Origin of the sequence: Sphingomonas corticis (assembly GCF_012035195.1) — a bacterium.
In the GTDB taxonomy this organism is placed as follows: Bacteria; Pseudomonadota; Alphaproteobacteria; order Sphingomonadales; family Sphingomonadaceae; genus Sphingomonas; species Sphingomonas corticis.
In genome coordinates this window covers 69884-88968 of the sequence record NZ_JAAVJH010000004.1, presented here as the reverse complement: position 1 = coordinate 88968, position 19085 = coordinate 69884, and the positions used below count along the sequence as shown (strand labels likewise).

The window sequence follows — 19085 nt, the reverse complement described above, 5'->3', positions numbered from 1 at the left end:
GCATGATCGGCCTCGCCGTCGCCGCGCGCGCTTACGCCCGGGCGCGCTGGCGCATGGCGCGGCTGCGCGACCGGGCGGCGATCGAGCGCCACCAGTCGGCACGGCTGGCGCGACTGGGGTGGTATCTGGCGCGCGACATCCCCTTCTATCGAGGCATCGACCCGGCGCGCGTCGGCTCCTGGCCGATCGTCGACAAGGCGACCATGCTGGCGAACTTCGCGGCGATGAACCGCGCGGGAGTGGCGCTGGACACCGTGCGCGCGGCGCTGGCCCGCGGCGAGGATCGCGTGGAAGGCCATGCGATCGGCCACAGCACCGGCACCAGCGGCAACCGCGGCTATTTCCTCGTCAGCGATGCCGAGCGTTACGTGTGGCTCGGCACGCTGCTGGCCAAGGCGCTGCCCGACGCGCTGTGGCGGCGGCACCGCGTCGCGCTGGCGCTGCCAGGCTTCTCGCGCCTCTACGGCGCGGCGGGCGGGGGCAGCCGGGTGCGGCTGGGCTTGTTCGACCTCACCGAAGGCGTGGACGCGTGGGCGGCGCGCTTCGCCGCCTTCGCGCCCGACACCATCGTCGCCCCGCCCAAGGTGCTGCGCCACCTTGCCGAGCGCGGGCTGGTCGCGCGCGGGACGACCGCCTTCGCCGCGGCGGAGGTGCTCGACCCGGTCGACGTTCCCGCGATCCGCGCCGCGACCGGCCTGCCGGTGCGGCAGATCTACATGGCGACGGAGGGACTGTTCGGCGTGTCCTGCGCGCACGGCACGCTCCACCTGGCCGAGGACGTGGTGGCGTTCGAGTGGGAGGCGCTGGCGGCGAGTGCGCTGGTGCAGCCGGTCGTCACCGATTTCACCCGCCGCGCGCAGGCGATGGCACGCTATCGCATGAACGACCTGCTGCGGCTCGACCCCTCACCCTGCCCGTGCGGTTCGGCCTTGCAGGCCGTAGCGGCGGTGGAGGGGCGGCGCGACGACCTGTTCCTGATCGGCGCGACGACGGTGACGCCGGACGTGCTGCGCAACGCACTGCTCGACGCCGACCCGCGAATCGACGACTTCCGCATCGTGCAGACCGGGCCGACCGCGGTGGCGGCGGCGATCCCGCCGGGATGCGACGCCGCCGCGGTTCGGGCGGGACTGCGCGTCGCCCTGACGCGCCTGGGCGCGGACGCCGCCGTCACCGTCTCCCACGGCATCCCCGCCACCGACGCCACCAAGCTGCGCCGCGTGCGCCGCGACTGGGATCACAACCAGATCTCCGCCTCGTAGCTGTCCGGCGGCGGCGCCGTGCCGTGGGCGAGAGACCAGATCGCGGGGCCGAGGAAGTCGAGCGGCCCGGTCGCGTAGGGTCCCGCGCGTGTCGCCTGCCGTGCCAGCACGCGGCGGTCCTGCATCAGGATGGGATAGTGGAACGCCGTCAGCAGCGCACGCTTCACCCCCGCCGGCCAACGCCCGCGCGGCGTCGCGAAATGGGCGTAGGGGCGCGTGACGCCGGTCGCCTCGGGCACGAAGACGACGGCGATCGACAACCGCAACCCGTCCGGTCCGTCGAAGCGGACGTCGGCGATCGTCGGCGGGAACAGACGCCCCGTACTGGTGGTGCGATACCCCTCGAACAGGCGCGAGAGGAGGCCACCGGCGCGGCGCTCCTCGACATAGGTCGCCTCCGCCCCCGCCGCATCGATTGTCACCAGCACGCGGGTGCGCCGCCGCCGGTGGGGTGCGCGCACGATCCACGGGTGGACGTGGTGGGGATGCGCGGGGTCGAGATGGTTCTCCACCGCGTCCAGCACGCGCGCCGCCGACGCGCGCGGCGTCCACCAGAAGCGGTCCAGCGTCGCATCCTCCATCACCGCCGGCAATCGCGGGAACGGCGCGTCGGATAGTGTCGTCCACACCAGCCCCGCGGCGACCCGCGTCGGCAGCGCGTCGGCGCGCACGGCGGGCACGCCGGTGCTGCCGGGAACGTGGCGGCACGTGCCGGCGCCGTCGAACGCCCAGCCGTGATAGGGACAGACGATCCGCCCGGCATCCACCCGCCCGGCGGACAGCGGCATGGCGCGGTGCGGGCAGCGGTCGCGCAGCACCGCGGGCCCGCCCGCCCCGGCGAAGACGACCAGCGGCTCGTCCAGCAGCCGCCGCGCCAGCGGCCGACGGCCGAGCCGCGCGGCCACGGCCACCGGATACCAGCCCGCGGCGACGGCGGCGGGCCAGCTCACCAGCCGTACCGCCGCATCATCGGCACGATCGCGCGCTCCAGCAGCGCGGCGAACCCGCGGATGGCGGCGCGGCGCGGCGCGGAGAGGTGATCAACCGACATCGCCCAATATTCGATCACCCCGCGGGCCCCGCGCAACCTCTTGAAGTGCGCCGCGCCCGCCGAGCCATGCAGCCGCCACCCGCGCGCCATCGCCTCCTGCATGAACAGGAAGCAGGCAATCCGGTACAGTCCCGCCGCCACCGGCACGCTGCGGTCGTAACCGACCACCGGCGGCGTCGCGACGCCGCCGCGCGCCAGCAGCCCCGCCACCGCCACCGCGCGCCCGTCCGCCCCGCGCGCCACGCGATAGCGGATCAGCCCGCTCTCCATGGTGCCGGCGACGAAGCGCGGGGTGAAGACGGGGTTCAGCGCGCTGTACTTGCCGACGTAGAGCTGGTGGTAGAGCTCGGCGATCCGCCCTGAGTCATCGCTTCGGGCAACGTCCACGGCGAGGCCCGACCGGGCCAGCAGCCGCCGGTCGTTGCCGAACTGGTTGCGCGGGCGCCAGTCGCGGGCGAGGTCGTCGACCACCCACACCTGCCGCGACGGCATCATCACCCACCCGTCCGCCCGGGCCGCCGCGACCAGCGCGGGCGACGACCAGGCGTCGACCGAGCGGATCGCGATCAGGTGGTCGGGAAAGGCGTTCGCCAGCAGCCGCCGGATCGCGGGCAGGTCCGCGCCGGTCCAGCCGCCGTGAAGATTGGTCGACAGGAGCCAGTTGTCGACGTTGACGATCCGGTCGATCCGCGCCGCGCGCAGCACCGCGCCGGCGACACCCACAAGCCCACGCAGCGCCGCGCCGCCCGGCACGCCGACCAGCTCGATTTCGCGTCGGGCGTAGTCGACGTAGGCGGCGGTGGGCGTCGCGACGTAGCTGTCGCCGCGCGCGCCGTCGTCGATCGTCACCGGCAGCACCTGGCCCGCGTCCGTCGCCAGCGCGCGCACCCGCGTGGCGACATTGGCCACCTGCGCCCGCGTGTCCGCCGCCAGCGCCGCGATAAAGGCGCGCTCCGCCGGGGAAACCGCGGGCCAAGGCGCGGCCGGGTCGGCGGGGTCGAACAGCCTCATCCGATCGGCTCGCCGTTCCACTCGATGTCGGCGGTGGTCTGCCGCGTCGGGCTGCGGCGGCGGGTGAGCGCCAGCGCGGCGAAGCGCGCCGCGTCCACCACCGCCCCCGCCGCCGGCCAGCGATCCCCCGGCCGCCCGATCGCGTCGCGCCCCTCACGCCACGCGGTCGCCGCCGCGCGCACCCGCCCCTGCGCCAGCACGGCGGGCAGGCCGAGCAGCGCCATCGCCGGCGACAGGTGCCGGCGCGTGCCCGCCGCGGGCGAGGCCTGCGGCGTCCCGAGGATCGCGCGCGCCAGCGCGTCGCCGTCGAACAGGTGAACGCCGCTGACCGCACGCGGATTGCACTCGATCGGCACGGCCACGTCCTCGCGCGTGCGGATCAGGTCGAAGGAGAGATGCCCCGTCGCCCGCGTCGCCGCCGCGATCCGCGCCGCCATGGCGGCCGCCGGCGGCCAGTCCACCGCCTCGAACGCGAAGGCGGCGGAACGGCCGTGGCGCAGGACCGGGCGATACAGCGCGTGCGCGACGATCCGCCCCTCGCGCGTGGCGCTCCACAGGCACAGCTCCTCCCCGGCGACGAAATCCTGCGCCACCCAGGCATACTCGCGCGAGGGCCGCAGCCGCCGCAGGTCGCGCGCGCGCGGCCGCACCAGCGTCGCCGCGGCGAAGCGCGAATAGTCGGGTTTCAACACGATCCGGTCGAGCGGCAGCGCGGCGAGCCCATCCGGCGTCTCGATCCGCCGCGTCGTCGGCATCGCCACGCCCGCCGCGCGCGCCAGTTCGGCGAACAGCGCCTTGGAATGCAGCGCGCGCAGCGTCTCCAGCGGTGGGGCGACCAGCCGCGGGTCCCCCGGCATCGCGGCCGCGAGATAGAACACCTCCTCGCACGTCGGCACCACCAGCGTCGCGCCGGCGGAGTCGATCAGCCGGGCCAGCGCATCGCGGAACGCGGCGAAGGCGTGCCGCGGCGGCGGCAGGCGGTGGACGGCGAAGGCCGGCCGCGCCCAGGACGCGGCGGTGGCGGGCACCGAGTCGGCGAGGTGGACGCGCCAGCCGAGTGCGCGAAACGAGCGCGCCACCTCCAGCGCCACCGGTGCGCGCGCGCCGGTGACGAGGACGGTGCCGCTCACAGGCCCGCCGCGCACTCGGCGCAGTGCGACGGCGTGAGCGACACGTCGGGATTGCGGCGGTGCAGCCGGTGCAGCGCGCGGAGCGTCGCGCGCCCCGCCGACGCATCGCCCAGCAGGCGCGCCGTCAGCCACGGCGGCGGCGTGTCGGTGCGGATCGCCGCGCTGGACCAGGCGGCGTCGGCGACGAGGAAGCGCCACGCGCCCCCCTCCTCCGCCAGCACCAGACCCCAGTGACCGGGGCAGTGGCCCGGCAGCGGCACCGCCAGCAGCGATCCGTCGCCGATCACGTCCCGCCCCTCTTCGAACGGCGCCAGGTCGCGCGGCAGCGGCACTGCTGGCGCATCCTCGAACCAGCGCGCGCGCGACAGGAAGTCGGGCGGCGCCAGTGCGCGCAGCATCCCCTGCCGCACGGCGGCGAAGCGCCCACCGCGCCCCATCGCCTGCCAGCCCGCCCGCGCGGCGTGGATCGTCGCCGCGGGAAAGCGGTGCGTACCGGCCATGTGGTCGGCGTGGAAATGCGACAGGATCAGGTGCCGCACCTGGCCCGGCGCCACCCCCGCCGCGGCCAGCTGCTCCGCCAGCGCCTCCCCCGGCGCCAGCGTGGGCGGGGTGGTCCAGCGGTACAGCCGCTCCGGAAACGGCCGGGTCGCGTCGAAGAAGGCGGGATCGTAGCCGGTGTCGAACAGGATCGCGCCTTCCGCCGGGTGGCGGATCAGGAAGGCGAGCGCGGGGAACTCAACTGGTGCCCAGCGCCCGCCGCGGATCGTCATCGCCTGCGGATGGCGGCAGTGGCCGACGCGAAAGGGGGTGAGCGTCACGCGGCGCATCGGTGCTCCAGCGCGTGGTCGATCGCCGCTTCCGGCGCGATGCGGGGATGCCAGCCGAGCGCCGCCCGCGCGTGCGACAGGTCGAAGGTGCGCGACCAGCCGAGCGCGGTCGCGGTGTAGCGCGTCACCACCGGCTCGCGCCCCGCGACGTGGCCCCACGCCTCCGCCGCGGTCGCCGCAGCCATCGCGAGCGGCCGCGGCAGCGCGACCAGGCGCACCGGCAATGCCAGCCGTGCCGCGATCCGCGCCACGATTGCCCGCACCGGCATCGCCGCGCCGCCGGACAGGTTCGCCTCGGTCGGCGGCGCGTCGGCGGCGAGCAGCAGCGCGGCGGCGACGTCGCGCGCGTCGGTCAGCTCCACCAGCGCGCGGCCGCCCGCGGGCAGCGGCACCCGTCCCCGGCGCACCGCGCGCAGCAGCCGCGGCAGCAGCACGGCGTCGTCGGGGCCGACGATCGCGCTGGGCCGCAGGATGGTCGCCGCCATCCCGCTCGCTCGCACCGCCTGCTCCCCCGCCCATTTGGTCCGCGCATAATCGTTGGCGAAGCGCCGAGCCGGCGGGTCGCCCTCCCCGATCGCCCACCGGTCGCGCGGCTCGGCGTAGATCGACGGCGTGGAGACGTGGACGAAGCGGCGGCACCCCGCCACCCGCGCCGCCGCCGCCAGCCGCGCGACGGCGTCGACGTTGATCGCGTGGAAATCGGCGCGCCTGCCCCATGGCGCGGACAGCGCGGCGAGGTGGAAGACCGTGTCGACGCCCCGGCAAAGGCCGTCCGGCAGCGCGTGCGTCAGGTCCAGCGCGGCGATGTCCTCCCCGCCGCGCGGTCGCCGCCCGGTCGCGTGCACCTGCCATCTCGCGGCGCGCAGCATGGGCACCAGCGTGCGCCCCAGCCCGCCGGTCGCCCCGGTGACGAGTGCGACGCGAGTCACCAGCGGATCACCATGCCGCCCAGCGTGATCCCCGCCGCGCTACCGACCAGCAGCACCGTGGCGCCGGGCACCAGCCGACCCTCGACCCGCGCGGCGTGCAGCGCCAGCGGGAGGCTGGCGGCGACCTGGTTGCCGTTCGCGTCGAAGCGATCGACGATCCGCACGCGCTCGCCGCCCAGCACGCGCGCGAGATGGTCGATCGCCGCGCGGCTCGCCTGGTGCGGCACCACCACGTCGATCGCCGCCGCCGCCACCCCCGCCTCTTCGAGCAGCCGGGCGAGGAAGCCGGGGAACAGCCGCGCCGTCGCGCGGTGCAGCGCCGGCCCCGCCATGCGGAAGCGCGTTTCGGCGAGGAAGCCCGCATCCGTCGGGTCCAGCCGCGTGCCCCCAGCCGCGATCGCGCACAGGTCCGCATGGTCGCCGTGCGTCTCGAACCGACTGGCGAGCAGGCGGTGCGGCCCGCCCGCCGCCACCGCCAGCGCCGCGCCCCCGTCGCCGAAGATCGCGGCACCGGCCGCATCGTCCGCCGCCAGCGCGCGGCGCGGCAGGTCGGCGCCGGCGATCAGCACCTGGCGCCAGCGCCCGCCGGCGATGCCCAGCAGCGCCACGTCCAGCGCCACCAGCGCGGACAGGCACGTGGCGTTGACGTCGAACGCCGCGCGCCCGCTGGCGCCGATGCCCAGCCGCCGCTGGATCAGCGTCGCGGTGCCCGGCAGCGGCTGCTCCATCACGCTGGACGCGCCGATCAGCACGTCCGCCTCCTCCGCGCGCCACCCGGCCTCGTCCAGCGCCGCGCGCGCGGCGGCGGCGGCCATCATGCTGGTGGTCTCCGCCTCGTCGGCCACGGGGCGCCCCGCGATACGGCGCGCGGGCGTGTAGGCCCCGGTCCCGGCGAGCGCGAACAACATCGCCGCGGACCATGCGCCAGCCCGGCGGCCTAGTCGATCCGATTATGGCTCGCCTCCCCCCACTATGGGAGGACAGGCAAACGAATTTCCTCGCGAGGACGCGCCACGATGATCGATTCGGTTCGCCAGGCCGCACCGCCCCCGCCGCCACCACCCCCGGTGCCACTCCGCGCGCCCGTGACCGGCGCCGCGCCCTATGCCGCGAACTGGAATCCGCCGGCGACGGCACCCGCCCCAGCCGTCCCCCCCGCTCCCGCGCCGCAAGTCGAACCGCAGGGCTTCCTCGACCGGCTCGGCTCCGCCATCACCAGCGGCGACGTGCGGTCGGTGGCCAGCACGGTGCGCGACGGCATCGGCGACGCGACCGAGGCGGGCAAGAACGGCATCACCAGCGCGGTGAACTGGACCGGGCAGACGATCGGCCAGGGCGCGGATCTGGCGCGCAGCCACATCACCGGCGACGGCATCGTATCGCAGGGACTTCGCGGCGCGATCACGACCGTGGAGGCCAGCACGCGCTTCACCGTCGGCGTCACCGGCGGCGTGCTGCGCGAGGGCGTGGGCCTCGTTGGCACCGTCGGCCAGCTCGGCACCACGCTGGCGGAGGTGCAGGTCTCCGCCGAGGCGCGGCAGGAACTGACGCAGACCGTCGTCGGCGCGGCGCAGTCGGCCGGCACCTATGTCGCGACCGCGGCGCGCGATCCCGGCAAGCTGGGCGACGATCTGTCCGGCGCGTGGGATGCGACCACCGGCTTCGTCGGGCGCACTGCCGAGCGCTACGGCACCGCCATCGCGGAGGGGCGGACCGAGGAGATCGGCATGGATGTCGGCGCGGTCGCGACCTATGTCGTGCCCGTCGGCGGCGGGCCGGCGCGCGGCCTGCTGACCGCGGGAGGCCACGCCGCGACCGAGGGAGTCGCGCGCGGCGGCGCCTCGCTGGCCGCGCGCGAGGGCGGCAATGCGCTCGTCTCATCCATCGTGCGCGAAGCCGCGCCGGCGGGCGTGCGGGAGGCCGCGCCCGCGATCACCCGGCAGGCGGCGAACGACGTCGCTCCGGGCCTTCGCGCCGCCAACGACATCGCTCCGCCCGCGCTTCCCAGCGGTCGCCCGACCATCGTGCCCGACGTGCCGCCGTCGCCGCTCCATGCCAAGGCGCAGATGGCGGAGCACGTCTACGGCCGCGGCGCCCTGCCCGAGGGGACCACGCGCGTCGCCGACGCGGCGGAGCTCGGCCGGCTGAACCTGACGCCGCAGATGCTCGATCGTGGCGCCTTCCACGCCGAGGTCTATCGCAGCGGCGCGCCCGGCGCTGAGAGCTACACCATCGCCTTCCGCGGCTCGGGCGGCCGGGCCGGCGACTGGGTGTCGAACGGCCTGCAGGGCGTCGGCCTGCCAAGCAACCATTACGCCCGCGCGCTGGAGATCGGGCGCGCGATCAGCCGCACCGACGCGTCGATCCCCGTCGAGTTCGTCGGCCACTCGCTGGGCGGGGGGCTGGCGTCGCACGCCGCGAACGCGGCCGGGCGCGAGGCGACGACCTTCAACGCCGCCGGCCTCCACTTCATCAGCCGCGCGCAGGGGCGCGAGGTGGCACGCGAGGCCGGGGTGCTGCCCGGCACCGCCACCAATTACAGCGTCCCCGGCGAGTTCCTGACGAGCGCGCAGGAGGCGCTGTCGCCGCTGGTGCCGACCGCGTTCGGCACCACCCACCGCCTGCCCGGCATCGCACCGGAAGGCGCGGGGTTCCTGTCGCAATACGGGCCGATGGCGCCAATCAACCGGCACATGATGGACTGGGTGCTGGCCAGCACCGGCCGCTGATGCCGGTCGCTTGACAGGAAGCGGCGCGGCACCGATGCCGCGCGCTTCTTGCAGCGGGAGCGCCGGGATGGACGGGATCGCCTTTCACGCCTTCGTCGACGATGCCGACCTGCCCGATGCGCGCGACCTGCGCGCGGCGCCGGGGCTGGGCGGGTCGGCGCGCGACCTGATCGACGCGCTGCTCGCCGTGGACCTGCCGCGGGTGCGGTTGGCGCTGGAGCGCGACCCGGCACTGGCGGGAGTGAGCGCGGACGGCCGCTCGCTGGCGGAGATCGCGGTTGCCACCGGCGATGCGACGCTGCTGCGCGAACTCCTGTCGCACGATGTCGCCGCCGATGGCGCAGGGGACGGCGCGCCGCTGATCCTGGCGCTCCACGCGCGCTCGCCCGATCTCGCCTTCGTGCTGCTGGCGGAGGGCGACGCGTCGCCCGCGCCCGCCGCCGCGCGGCTGGAGCCGGTGCGCGCGGCGATCGCGCTCGGTTCGGAAGGCGGCGTACGGCTGCTGCTCGACCACGGCCTCGACCCGGACGTGCGCGACCAGCTGGGTCGCGCGCCGCTCCACGTCGCGCTCGACATGGAGAAGTTCGCACTGGCCGAGCTGCTGCTGGATCGCGGCGCGGACCCGTATGCGATCGATCAGGCGGGGGCGAACCTCGCCACCTCGCTGGCGGCGCCGATGGTCACCGACGCGCCGGCGGAGGCGGCCGCCCGGGCGCGGCTGGCGGCGCGATTGCCGGCGCTCGGCTGGCCCGAGCCTGCGCCGGCGCCGCGCGCGCTGGCGGCGCTGGCGGCGGAGGGCCGCTGGCCCCCGCGCTGAAGTAAATCGTTCGCGCAGAGACGCGGAGGCGCAGGGAGGGCGCGTGCGCGGTAGCGTACCGGACGATCACTCGAGCACTGAAGAGAGCCGCTTCGCGGCAGACGCGACGTCTCTGCGCCTCCGCGTCTCTGCGCGAACAATCCGCTACAGCTCGCGCAGCGCCCGTGCCGGACGCGCGCGCAGGACGGGGAGATTGCCCGCCAGCCCGATGGCGATCGTCACCGCCGCGCCGATCGCCAGCGTCGCCAGCACCGCTCCCCAGTCGGGCAGCCAATCGAAGCGGAACAGCTGCGTCACCACGTACCACGCGCCGACGCCGCCCAGCAGCAGCGCCACCGCCCCGGCGACCAGCGCCAGCAGCAGATATTCCAGCGCCTGGATCGCCAGTACCTGCGCCCGCGTGGCGCCTAGTACCTTCAGGATCACCGCGTCGTAGGTGCGGGCCGCCCGCGCCGCGGCGATCGCGCCGATCAGCACGGCGACGCCTGCCAGCACCGCCACCCCCGCCGCCGCGGCGATGGCGGTCGCCATCTGGCCGACGATCAACTGCACCTGTGCCAGCACCCCGCCCACCTCGATCACCGAGGTGGAGGGAAAGCGCGGTAGCAGCGCTCGCGTCACCGCCGGGACCCGCGCCGCCGGCATCTCGATCGTGGCGGCCAGATTGTGCGGCACGTCCACCAGCGCGCCGGGCGAGAACACCAGCACGAAGTTGAAGCCCAGCGTGTCCCAGGCGATGCGCCGGAACGAGGCGATGCGTGCGGTCCGCTCCAGCCCCAGCACCGAGACGGTCAGCGGATCGCCGATCTTCAGGTTCAGCGACTGCGCCAGCCGCTCGTCCACCGACACCAGCGGCCGGCGCGCCTCCGCCGCGGTCCACCACCGCCCCGCGGCCAGCGTGCTGCCCGGCGGCAGCGCGGCGGCGAACGTGAGCCCGCGCTCCCCACGGAGCGCCCAGGCGCCCTCGGGTATATCCTTCAGGTCGGAAACGCGGGTGCGGCCGTAGCCCGTGATCGTGCCGCGCATCAGCGGCACCGTCGCGACCTGCGCCTCCGGGGCCGCGCGCGCGACGATGCGGCGGAAGTCCGCCTCACCGTCGGGCGGCAGGTCGAGCGCGAACAGCGCTGGCGCGCGCGCGGGCACGCTCTTCGCGATGTTGGCGTCCAGGCTGGTGCGGATCGCCGCCAGCAGCACGAACAGCGTGAGGCCGAGGCCCAGCGCCACCGTCAGCGCCACCGTCGCCGCGCCGGGCCGGTGGAGCGCCGCCACCGCCAGCCGCGGCAGCGGACGGCGAGGGCGGGGCAGCCGCGCCACCAGCGTCTTCATCGCGTGGCCGATGCCGACCAGCAGCGCCAGCGTCCCCGCCGCCGCGGCGAGGAAGCCGGCGGCGAACCACGGCCGCTCGCTCGACGCCAGCGTCAGCGCGACGACCAGCCCCGCCGCCGCCGCGATCCACCCCGCCGCCGCGCGGCCCGCCCCGTGCCGCCGCTCGTGCGCGCCGCGCAGCAGCGCCGCGGCGGGCACGCGCCCGCTCGCCAGCAGCGCGGGCGCGCAGAAGGCGAGCGCGATGAGGAGGCCATAGGCGGCGGCGAGCGCCAGCGGCACCGGCTGGAGCGAGAAGCCCGGCGCCACCGGCAGCACGCGGCCCGCCGCGCCCAGAATGGCGGGCAGCGCCGCGACGCCCGCGGCAAGGCCGAGTGCGATGCCCACCCCCGCCACCGCCAGCACCTGAAACAAATACACCTTCGTCACGAGCGCCGATGTGGCGCCCAGCACCTTCAGCATCGCGATGCCGCCGCGTCGCTGGTCGAGATAGGACGACACGCCGTTGCCGACACCGATGCCCGCGATAACCAGCGCGGCGAGGCCGACCAGCGTCAGGAACTCGCCCATCCGCGCGATGAAGCGGCTGGCGCCCGGCGAGGCGCGGTCGCGCGTGCGCGTCTCCCACCCCGCCGCCGCGAAGCTGCGCGAGAAGCGGGCGAGCACCGCGTCGGGATCGCGCCCGCCGATCGCGACGCGGTAGCGGGTGTCGTACAGGCTGCCGGGCTGGACCAGCCCGGTCCGCTCCAGTCCCGCCAACGAGACGAGGACGGGCGGACCGAGCGTGAAGCCCTCACCCAGCCGGTCGGGCTCGTCGGCGATGATGCCGCCGACGCGGAAGCGCGCGGTGCCGAGCCGCAGCGGATCGCCGACGCGCAAGTCGAGGCGTTCCTGCAGCGCGGGCGCGATCCACGCCTCTTCCGCGCCCGGCGCGCGGGCGGTGCGGCCGTCCGCCAGCGTCAACCGGCCGTAGAGCGGCCAGGCGGCATCCACCGCCTTCAGCTGAACCGGCGCGGTCGCCCCGCTCGCCGTCACCGCCATCGACTGCATCCGCACCGTCTCGGAGACCCGCCCGGCCGCCCGCATGGCCGCACGCTCGTCCGCCTCCGCCCGGCGCTGCGAGATCGAAAATTCGACATCGCCGCCCAGCAGCACGCGCCCGCGCGACGCCAGCTCCCCGGTAATCGCGCCGGTCAGGCTGCCGATCGCCGCCAGCGCGCCGACGCCCAGGAACAGACAGGCGAGCAGCAGCCGGAGGCCGCGGAAGCGCAAGGACAGCTCACGTCGCGCGAGCCGCCAGGCAAGGCGCCACTCGCTCACGCGACGAGCCGCCCGTCCGCCAGCTCCAGCACCCGGTCGCAGCGGCGGGCGAGCGCGGGATCGTGCGTGATGACCACGAGGCTCGCGTCCGCCGCGGCGCGGCGCGCGAACAGCAGGTCGACGATGGCCGCACCGGTTGCGGCGTCGAGATTGCCGGTCGGCTCGTCGGCGAAGACCAGCGCGGGACGCGGCGCCAGCGCGCGCGCGATCGCCACGCGCTGCTGCTCCCCGCCGGACATCTGCGCGGGATAGTGGTGGAGCCGATGCGCCAGGCCCACCGCCGCCAGTTCCGCCTCCGCGCGCGCGGAGGCGTCCGCCGTGCCCTGCAATTCCATCGGCACCGCCACGTTCTCGCGCGCGGTCATCGTCGGCAGCAGGTGGAAGGCCTGGAGCACGATGCCGATCCGCCCGCGCCGTGCCAGCGCCAGCGCGTCCTCGTCCATGGCGGCGAAATCCTGCCCCAGCACGGTGACGCTGCCCGAGGTCGCGCGCTCCAGGCCGGACAGCACCGCCATCAGCGACGACTTGCCCGAACCCGACGCGCCGAGCAGTGCGACGCTCTCGCCCCGCGCGACGGAGAGGTCGATGCCGCGCAGGATCTCGACCGGCTTCTCGCCGCCCGTCGCCTTCCCGCCGAGCGTCAGCCTTACATCGCGCGCGGCGACGACCATATCGGGTTGGGACATCAGCGGAAAAGGGGCATCAGTGACGAAGTCATACCGACCATATGCGGTGCATGGCGCGCTGCTCCAAGCGGCATTGTCGCTGGCGGCGTGCGGACAGGCGCAGGAAGCGGCGCCCACCGCCACCAACACGGCCGACGCCGCCGGCGCCACACCGGCGGCGAGCGTGCCCGTCGCCGGGCCGAAACGGCTGGTGCTGGCGTTCGGCGACAGCCTCTACGCCGGTTACGGACTGAAGCGCGGCGAGAGCCTGCCCGACGCGGTGCAGGCGCGACTGCGTGCGCAAGGGATCGACGCCACGATCGTCAACGCCGGCGTCTCCGGCGACACCACCGCGGGCGGGCGGCGGCGGCTGGCGTACACGCTCGACCGGCTGGAGCGCGCGCCGGACCTCGTCCTCCTCGGCCTCGGCGGCAATGACGTGCTGCGACAGGTGCCCCCGGCGGAGACGCGCGCGAACCTGACCGCGATGCTGGACGAGCTGGCGAAGCGGAAGATCCCGGTCGTGCTGACCGGGATGATGGCGCCGCCCAATCTGGGACCCGACTTCGCCGGCCGCTTCAACGCCATCTATCCCGCACTGGCGAAGCAGCATGACGCGCCGCTCTATCCGTTCATCCTCGACGGCGTGATCGGCCGGCGCGCGCTGATGCTGCCCGACGGGGTGCATCCCAATGCGCAGGGCGTGCAGCGGATCGCGGACCGCGTCGCGCCGCTGGTGTCGGGGGCGCTGAAGGCGCTGCCGACGGGTTAGGACTTGAATCCATCCGCGATAGCCGTGCTCCTGCGAAGGCAGGAGCACGGGATCACGGGCGGCGGCGTTCGTGGCTCTGGGCTCCTGCCTTCGCAGGAGCACCGGCGGCTCCGTCAGTCCCCCGTCAGCGTCTCCAGCATGGCTTCCACCCGCGCCAGCCGCTCGGCGGGATCGGCGATCCGCTCGGCCAGCAGCAGCCTTCCGCCTTTCTCCACCAGTCCGGCCGCATCCGCGTCGCCGGCGAAGTCCTTGCGCGGGGTGAACGCGATCGCGGCGGGGCCGGCGTCGATACGTGCGACACCGCACGCCCGCGCGGCGCTGCGCACGCGCGCGATGGCGAGCAGCGTCTCCGCCTCCGCCGGCAGCGCGCCGAAGCGATCTTCCAGCTCGGCGGCGAGCGCGTCGATCTCTCCCGCCTCCTCGGCGCGGGCCAGCCGCGCGTAGAAGGTGATGCGCAACTCCGCGTCGGGCAGCCACGCCTCGGGGAGGCGCCCCTCGACCCCCAGGTGCAACTCGGGCGTCCAACGCTCCACCGTCTCGCCCCGCGCGCTGCGTAGCGCAGCTTCCAGCAGGTGCTGGTAGAGGTCGATGCCGATCAGCTTCATGTGCCCGGCCTGCGCTTCGCCCAGCAGGTCGCCGGCGCCGCGCATGTCGAGGTCGCGCGCGCTGATCGCGAAGCCGGCGCCCAGGCGATCGAACGCCTCCAGCGTGCGCAGCCGCTTCAGCGTGCGCGGTGCGATCTCCTTCTCCGCCTCGGTCAGCAGCAGCACCTGCCCGCGCCGGTGCCCGCGCCCGACGCGCCCGCGCAGCTGGTGCAGCTGGCTGAGGCCGAAGCGGTCCGCGCGCCAGATCACCATCGTGTTGGCGCGCGGGACGTCCAGCCCCGCCTCGATGATGTTCGTCGCCAGCAGCACGTCGCCGTCGCCGCGGCCGAACCGCACCATCGCCTCGTCGATCTCCTCAGCGGGCATCTTGCCGTGCGCTTCTAGCACCTCCAGCTCGGGCACCAGCGTCGACAGCATCGCGCCGATCGCCGCCATGTCCTCGATCCGCGGCACCACGACGAAGCTCTGTCCGCCGCGGCTGCGCTCGCGCAGCAGTGCGCTGCGCACGGTTTGCTTGTCGAACGCGCCCACCGCGGTGCGGATCGGTTGTCGCCGCGAGGGCGGGGTCGCGATGACGGACAATTGCTGGATGCCGACCAGCGCGGATTGCAGTGTCCGCGGGATCGGTGTGGCGCTCAGCGTCAGGACGTGACCCGCTCCCAGGCCGCGCAGCCGCTCCTTGTCCGCCGTGCCGAAGCGCTGCTCCTCGTCGACGATGACGAGCGCCAGGTCCTTGTACGACACGCCCTTGCCCGCGATCGCGCCGGTGCCGATCACCACCTGCACCGATCCGTCCGCCAGCGCTGCCTTCACGCGCTTCTTCTCCGCCGCGCTCGACAACCGCGACAGGCCGGCGACGGCGACGCCCGCCTCCTCGAACCGCGACGCGAACGTCTCAAGGTGCTGGCGCGCCAGCACCGTCGTCGGGGCCGCGATGGCAACCTGCTTTCCAGCCAGTGCGGCGATCGCGGCGGCGCGCAGCGCCACCTCGGTCTTCCCGAAGCCGACGTCGCCGATCACCAGCCGGTCCATCGGCGCGCCCGAGGCGAGGTCCGCGCGCACCGCGGCGATGGCGCGCGCCTGGTCGCGCGTCTCGCCGAAGGGGAAGCCCGCGGCGAATCGCTCGTAGGCGGCGGGATCGGGATCGAGCACGGGCGCGGTGCGCCCGGCGCGCTCCGCCGCCAGCGCGGTCATCGCGCGCGCGCTCTCCGCGATCGCGACGTCGATCGCGCCGCGCCGCTTCGCCCAGGTCGATCCGTCCAGCTTGTCGAGCTTCACCGCGTCCGCGTCCGCGCCGTAGCGCCACAGCCGGTCGGCCTCCGCCACCGGCACCAGCCGCACGCCCTCGTCCGCGTAGGTCAGCGCGACCGCGTCGCCGCCCTCCTCGCCCGGCATCGCCTCCAGCCCGGCGACGATGCCGATGCCGTGATCCTCGTGCACCACCACGTCGCCGACGCGGATCTCGCCGAAGGAGAACAACGCGGTGTCCGCCGCGCCGGTCTGTGCCTCCTCGCGCTCCGCGCGGCTGCCCAGCAGGTCGCCCGCCGCCACGGCCAGCACGCCCTCCAAGCGGAAGCCGCGATCAACCGGTGCCTCCAGCGCCAGCAGGCTGCCGCGCTTCGCCTTTCGCACCGCGCGCCAGTCGGCGACGTCGGCCACCTCCGCCTTCAGTGCCTTGGCTACGCGCGGGCGCAGGAAGCGCAGGTCGCGCGCGCCGCCGATCAGGACGACGCGCTCGCCGTCCGCCCACGCCGCGCGGGCGGCCTTGGCCAGCGCACGCAGCGGCGCCTTGCCTTCGACGAAGCGGGGCGGCGGCGCTTCGACGGCATCGAGCGACAGCGTGCCGCGATCCTTCGTCGCCTCCTTCCACGCGGCATCGTCGGCGATGACGCGGATCGCCCGGCCGGGCCGCCGCTTCGCCGCATCGGCCGCCAGCGCCAGAAAACGGATGCGGCGGTCCTCCGCCCCGGCCTCCACCGCCAGCAGCGCGCCCGGCAAGTGGGCGGCGAGCGTGACGCCGCCGTCCGCGTCCACCGGCGGCTCGGACACGCGTCCGAGTTCCTGGGCGTCGCGCTCCCCGGTGGTACGCTGCGTGCCCGGGTCGTAGTGGCGCAGCGAGGCGACGCGGCCGTCCGCCTCCTCGATCCGCAGCGGCTCGGCGGCGTCGGCGGGATAGACGTCCAGCACCTGACCGCGCAGCGCCACTTCGCCCGGCTCGTCGACACGCTCGTCGACGGCATAGCCCGCCTCTTCGAGCGTCGCGAACAGGTCGGCCAGCACCACCGGCTCGCCCACCGCCACGCGCGGCGGCGCGGCCTCGAACGCGTCGGGCGTGGCGTAGCGCCGGGCCAGCGCCTCGCCCGTGGTGATGCAGGCGACGCGCCGGCGCGACTTCCCCCCGGCCAGCGCCAGCCGCACGCGGCGCAGCGCGGCGACACGCTGGCCGACGTTGGCGGGGGAGGCGGGAGCCTCGTCGCCGGGCAGCGCATCGCTGCCGGGGCAGAAGACAACCACCGCCGCGCTCATCCGCTCCAGCGCGGTCGCGACGGCGATGGCGCGCGCCTCGTCCAGCGTTGCGAACAGGATATCGTCGCGCTCCAGCGCCTCGGCCAGCCGCGCGGCGATCTCGCCGACGCCGGGGGGCGTCGCCAGACGCGTGGAGGAGATCGCGCGAACGGCGGGGTCGGCAAGGGCCGTCATGGGGCGATCACTCCGGGGCAAGGGTAGTGGCGAACGGATGCCGCGCCGCCCCGTTCCGCCCCAAGGACCTCGCCGGCCTCGACAATCGCGCTAACCCCCGTCAGTCTTTGAACAAGATCATCACCGGGAGCCTCCATGCGCCGCCGCCACTTCCTCGCCTCCGCCGCCCTCGCCGGCACCGCCGCCGCCCTCCCCCGCGTCGCGCTCGCCGCCGCGGGCAGCCGCGACGCGGAGCTGCGCGCGCTGCTCGACCGTTTCTTCTACGCGCGGCTGGACGACAGCCCGGAACAGGCGACGTCGCTGGGCCTCGACACCGGCGCGCGGGCGGCGCTGCGATCGAAGCTGGGTGACGCCTCCCGCGCCGGCGAAGCGCGCGACTACGCGCGGGCGAAGCGGGAGCTCGCCGCGCTGGCGGCGATCCCGCGCGACGCGCTCGGCGATGCGGCGAGACTCGACTACGATATCGTGCGCTACAGCCTGGACCGCGTAATCGCCGGCGAGCGCTTCGCCTATGGCTCGAACGCCGGGCGCTACACTCCCTACGTCCTCACGCAATTGACCGGCGCCTATCGCGACGTGCCCGATTTCCTGGCGAACCAGCACCGCGTGAAGACGGCGGCGGACGCAGACGCCTATGTCGCGCGGGTGGAGGCGTTCGCCGCGGCGATCGACGCGGAAACGGTGCGGCAGAAGGAGGATGCGGCGAAGGGCGTGTTCGCGCCCGACTATATTCTCGACACCACGCTGAAGCAGCTGGCCGCGGTGCGCGACAAGGCGCCGGACGCGACCGGCCCCGTCACCGATCTCGCCGCCAAGCTGAAGGCCGCCAACCTGCCGCCCGCGCAGGCGCAGGCCGCCGCGCGGCTGATGGCGGAGCGCGTCTTCCCGGCGCTGGACCGGCAGCGCGCCTTGGTTACGGAGCTGCGCGCGAAGGCGACCCACGACGCCGGCGTGTGGCGCCTGCCCGATGGCGCCGCGTATTACGCCGCGGCGGCAAGCGCGGCGACCACCACCGAGCTGACCGGCGAGGAGATCCACCGCCTGGGCCTCGACCAGGTGGCGGAGATCGGCGCCCGGATTGACGGCATCCTGAAGAAGCAGGGCATGACGCAGGGAACGGTCGGCGAGCGGCTGGTGGCGCTGAACAAGCGGCCCGACCAGCTCTATCCGAACACCGATCCCGGTCGCGAGGCGCTGCTGGAGCAATTGCGCGCGCAGGTGGCGGCGATGACGAAGCGCCTGCCCGAGCAGTTCGCGATCCTGCCCCGCGCGCCGGTCGAGGTCCGCCGCGTGCCCGAAGCGATCCAGGCGGGCTCGCCCGGTGGCTATTACCAGTCCGCCTCGCTCGACGGCACGCGGCCGGCGATTTACTTCATCAACCTGCGCGACACGTTCGACCGTCCCAAGTTCGGCCTCGCGACCTTGAGCTATCACGAGGGCGTGCCGGGTCACCACCTCCAGGTGATGAGCGCGCTGGAAAGCGAGGACATTCCGCTGATCCGCCGCCGCGGCTTCTACTCCGGCTATTCGGAAGGGTGGGCGCTCTATTCCGAGCAGCTGGCGGACGAGATGGGGATGTACGACGGCGATCCGCTCGGTCAGGTCGGGTACCTCCAGTCGCTGCTGTTCCGCGCAACGCGGCTGGTGGTCGACTCGGGGATGCACGCCAAGCGCTGGAGCCGGGAGCAGGCGACCGATTACCTCATCGCCACCACCGGCATCGCGCGCGGGCGCAGCCAGGGCGAGATCGACCGCTACACCGTCTGGCCGGGGCAGGCGTGCAGCTACAAGATCGGCCACACCGTCTGGACGAAGCTGCGCGACGAGGCGAAGGCGAAGGCCGGCGCGGCTTACGATCCCAAGGCGTTCCACCGCATCCTGACTTTGGGCGCGATGCCGCTGACCGTGCTGGAACAGGTGGCGCGGGAGCGGATAGGGTAACAA

General features: G+C 74.8%; 14 protein-coding genes. 5 read left to right on the top strand and 9 right to left on the bottom strand.

The annotated features are described in order from the left end of the window. Positions 1-2: 2 nt before the first annotated feature. The gene (locus HBH26_RS07710) at positions 3-1262 is read left to right on the top strand and encodes a CoF synthetase (protein ID WP_168134016.1); all 1260 of its coding nucleotides are present in this window, start codon (positions 3-5) and stop codon (positions 1260-1262) included. Here the strand turns inward: HBH26_RS07710 and HBH26_RS07705 are convergent. Genes HBH26_RS07705 through HBH26_RS07680 form a run of 6 tightly spaced genes read right to left on the bottom strand, consistent with a single transcriptional unit; the run spans position 1238 to position 7118 of the window. Further along, complete coding sequence (locus tag HBH26_RS07705; protein WP_209308421.1) at positions 1238-2212, bottom strand: Rieske 2Fe-2S domain-containing protein; 975 nt, start codon at positions 2210-2212, stop codon at positions 1238-1240. The two genes, HBH26_RS07710 and HBH26_RS07705, sit on opposite strands and share 25 nt — an antisense overlap. After that, positions 2209-3324: a GNAT family N-acetyltransferase gene (locus HBH26_RS07700; protein WP_168134015.1), complete on the bottom strand. Its 1116-nt coding sequence runs from the start codon at positions 3322-3324 to the stop codon at positions 2209-2211. The genes HBH26_RS07705 and HBH26_RS07700 overlap by 4 nt, the downstream gene beginning before the upstream one ends. Then, positions 3321-4454 (bottom strand): ATP-grasp domain-containing protein, encoded by a 1134-nt coding sequence (locus tag HBH26_RS07695; RefSeq protein ID WP_168134014.1) that lies wholly within the window; start codon positions 4452-4454, stop codon positions 3321-3323. Before HBH26_RS07695 ends, HBH26_RS07700 begins: the two co-directional genes overlap by 4 nt. Continuing rightward, positions 4451-5281 (bottom strand): MBL fold metallo-hydrolase, encoded by an 831-nt coding sequence (locus tag HBH26_RS07690; RefSeq protein ID WP_168134013.1) that lies wholly within the window; start codon positions 5279-5281, stop codon positions 4451-4453. Before HBH26_RS07690 ends, HBH26_RS07695 begins: the two co-directional genes overlap by 4 nt. Beyond that, complete coding sequence (locus HBH26_RS07685) at positions 5269-6210, bottom strand: NAD-dependent epimerase/dehydratase family protein (protein ID WP_168134012.1); 942 nt, start codon at positions 6208-6210, stop codon at positions 5269-5271. The genes HBH26_RS07690 and HBH26_RS07685 overlap by 13 nt, the downstream gene beginning before the upstream one ends. Continuing rightward, complete coding sequence (locus HBH26_RS07680; RefSeq protein WP_168134011.1) at positions 6207-7118, bottom strand: 3-oxoacyl-[acyl-carrier-protein] synthase III C-terminal domain-containing protein; 912 nt, start codon at positions 7116-7118, stop codon at positions 6207-6209. Before HBH26_RS07680 ends, HBH26_RS07685 begins: the two co-directional genes overlap by 4 nt. 108 nt (positions 7119-7226) lie before the next feature. Between HBH26_RS07680 and HBH26_RS07675 the strand changes: the two genes are divergently transcribed. Then, a complete protein-coding gene (locus HBH26_RS07675; RefSeq protein ID WP_168134010.1) occupies positions 7227-8939 on the top strand; it encodes a Tle-like phospholipase domain-containing protein in 1713 nt (570 codons plus the stop codon). Positions 8940-9006: 67 nt separating this feature from the next. Continuing rightward, the gene (locus HBH26_RS07670) at positions 9007-9756 is read left to right on the top strand and encodes an ankyrin repeat domain-containing protein (RefSeq protein WP_168134009.1); all 750 of its coding nucleotides are present in this window, start codon (positions 9007-9009) and stop codon (positions 9754-9756) included. Between the two features lie 144 nt (positions 9757-9900). Here the strand turns inward: HBH26_RS07670 and HBH26_RS07665 are convergent, their stop codons facing one another. Continuing rightward, positions 9901-12399 carry an FtsX-like permease family protein gene (locus tag HBH26_RS07665; RefSeq protein ID WP_168134008.1) on the bottom strand — a complete coding sequence of 833 codons (2499 nt, stop codon included), beginning with the start codon at positions 12397-12399 and terminating at the stop codon, positions 9901-9903. Beyond that, positions 12396-13085: an ABC transporter ATP-binding protein gene (locus HBH26_RS07660; protein WP_168134007.1), complete on the bottom strand. Its 690-nt coding sequence runs from the start codon at positions 13083-13085 to the stop codon at positions 12396-12398. Before HBH26_RS07660 ends, HBH26_RS07665 begins: the two co-directional genes overlap by 4 nt. Before the next feature lie 19 nt (positions 13086-13104). On the opposite strand from HBH26_RS07660, the gene HBH26_RS07655 reads away from it, so the two are divergent. Further along, the gene (locus HBH26_RS07655; protein ID WP_338057295.1) at positions 13105-13836 is read left to right on the top strand and encodes an arylesterase; all 732 of its coding nucleotides are present in this window, start codon (positions 13105-13107) and stop codon (positions 13834-13836) included. 113 nt (positions 13837-13949) lie between these two features. Here the strand turns inward: HBH26_RS07655 and HBH26_RS07650 are convergent, their stop codons facing one another. Beyond that, positions 13950-17141 carry a helicase-related protein gene (locus HBH26_RS07650; protein WP_168134005.1) on the bottom strand — a complete coding sequence of 1064 codons (3192 nt, stop codon included), beginning with the start codon at positions 17139-17141 and terminating at the stop codon, positions 13950-13952. A gap of 135 nt (positions 17142-17276) precedes the next feature. On the opposite strand from HBH26_RS07650, the gene HBH26_RS07645 reads away from it, so the two are divergent. Beyond that, positions 17277-19082 carry a DUF885 domain-containing protein gene (locus HBH26_RS07645; protein ID WP_168134004.1) on the top strand — a complete coding sequence of 602 codons (1806 nt, stop codon included), beginning with the start codon at positions 17277-17279 and terminating at the stop codon, positions 19080-19082. Positions 19083-19085: the final 3 nt, after the last annotated feature.

What these genes read in the sequence shown, in the direction of transcription:
- HBH26_RS07675 (WP_168134010.1), top strand. Translation starts at nt 7,227, where the DNA reads ATGATCGATTCGGTTCGCCAGGCCGCACCGCCCCCGCCGCCACCACCC.
- HBH26_RS07690 (WP_168134013.1), bottom strand. Translation starts at nt 5,281, where the DNA reads ATGCGCCGCGTGACGCTCACCCCCTTTCGCGTCGGCCACTGCCGCCAT.
- HBH26_RS07670 (WP_168134009.1), top strand. Translation starts at nt 9,007, where the DNA reads ATGGACGGGATCGCCTTTCACGCCTTCGTCGACGATGCCGACCTGCCC.
- HBH26_RS07700 (WP_168134015.1), bottom strand. Translation starts at nt 3,324, where the DNA reads ATGAGGCTGTTCGACCCCGCCGACCCGGCCGCGCCTTGGCCCGCGGTT.
- HBH26_RS07660 (WP_168134007.1), bottom strand. Translation starts at nt 13,085, where the DNA reads ATGTCCCAACCCGATATGGTCGTCGCCGCGCGCGATGTAAGGCTGACG.
- HBH26_RS07680 (WP_168134011.1), bottom strand. Translation starts at nt 7,118, where the DNA reads ATGTTGTTCGCGCTCGCCGGGACCGGGGCCTACACGCCCGCGCGCCGT.
- HBH26_RS07710 (WP_168134016.1), top strand. Translation starts at nt 3, where the DNA reads ATGATCGGCCTCGCCGTCGCCGCGCGCGCTTACGCCCGGGCGCGCTGG.
- HBH26_RS07645 (WP_168134004.1), top strand. Translation starts at nt 17,277, where the DNA reads ATGCGCCGCCGCCACTTCCTCGCCTCCGCCGCCCTCGCCGGCACCGCC.
- HBH26_RS07650 (WP_168134005.1), bottom strand. Translation starts at nt 17,141, where the DNA reads ATGACGGCCCTTGCCGACCCCGCCGTTCGCGCGATCTCCTCCACGCGT.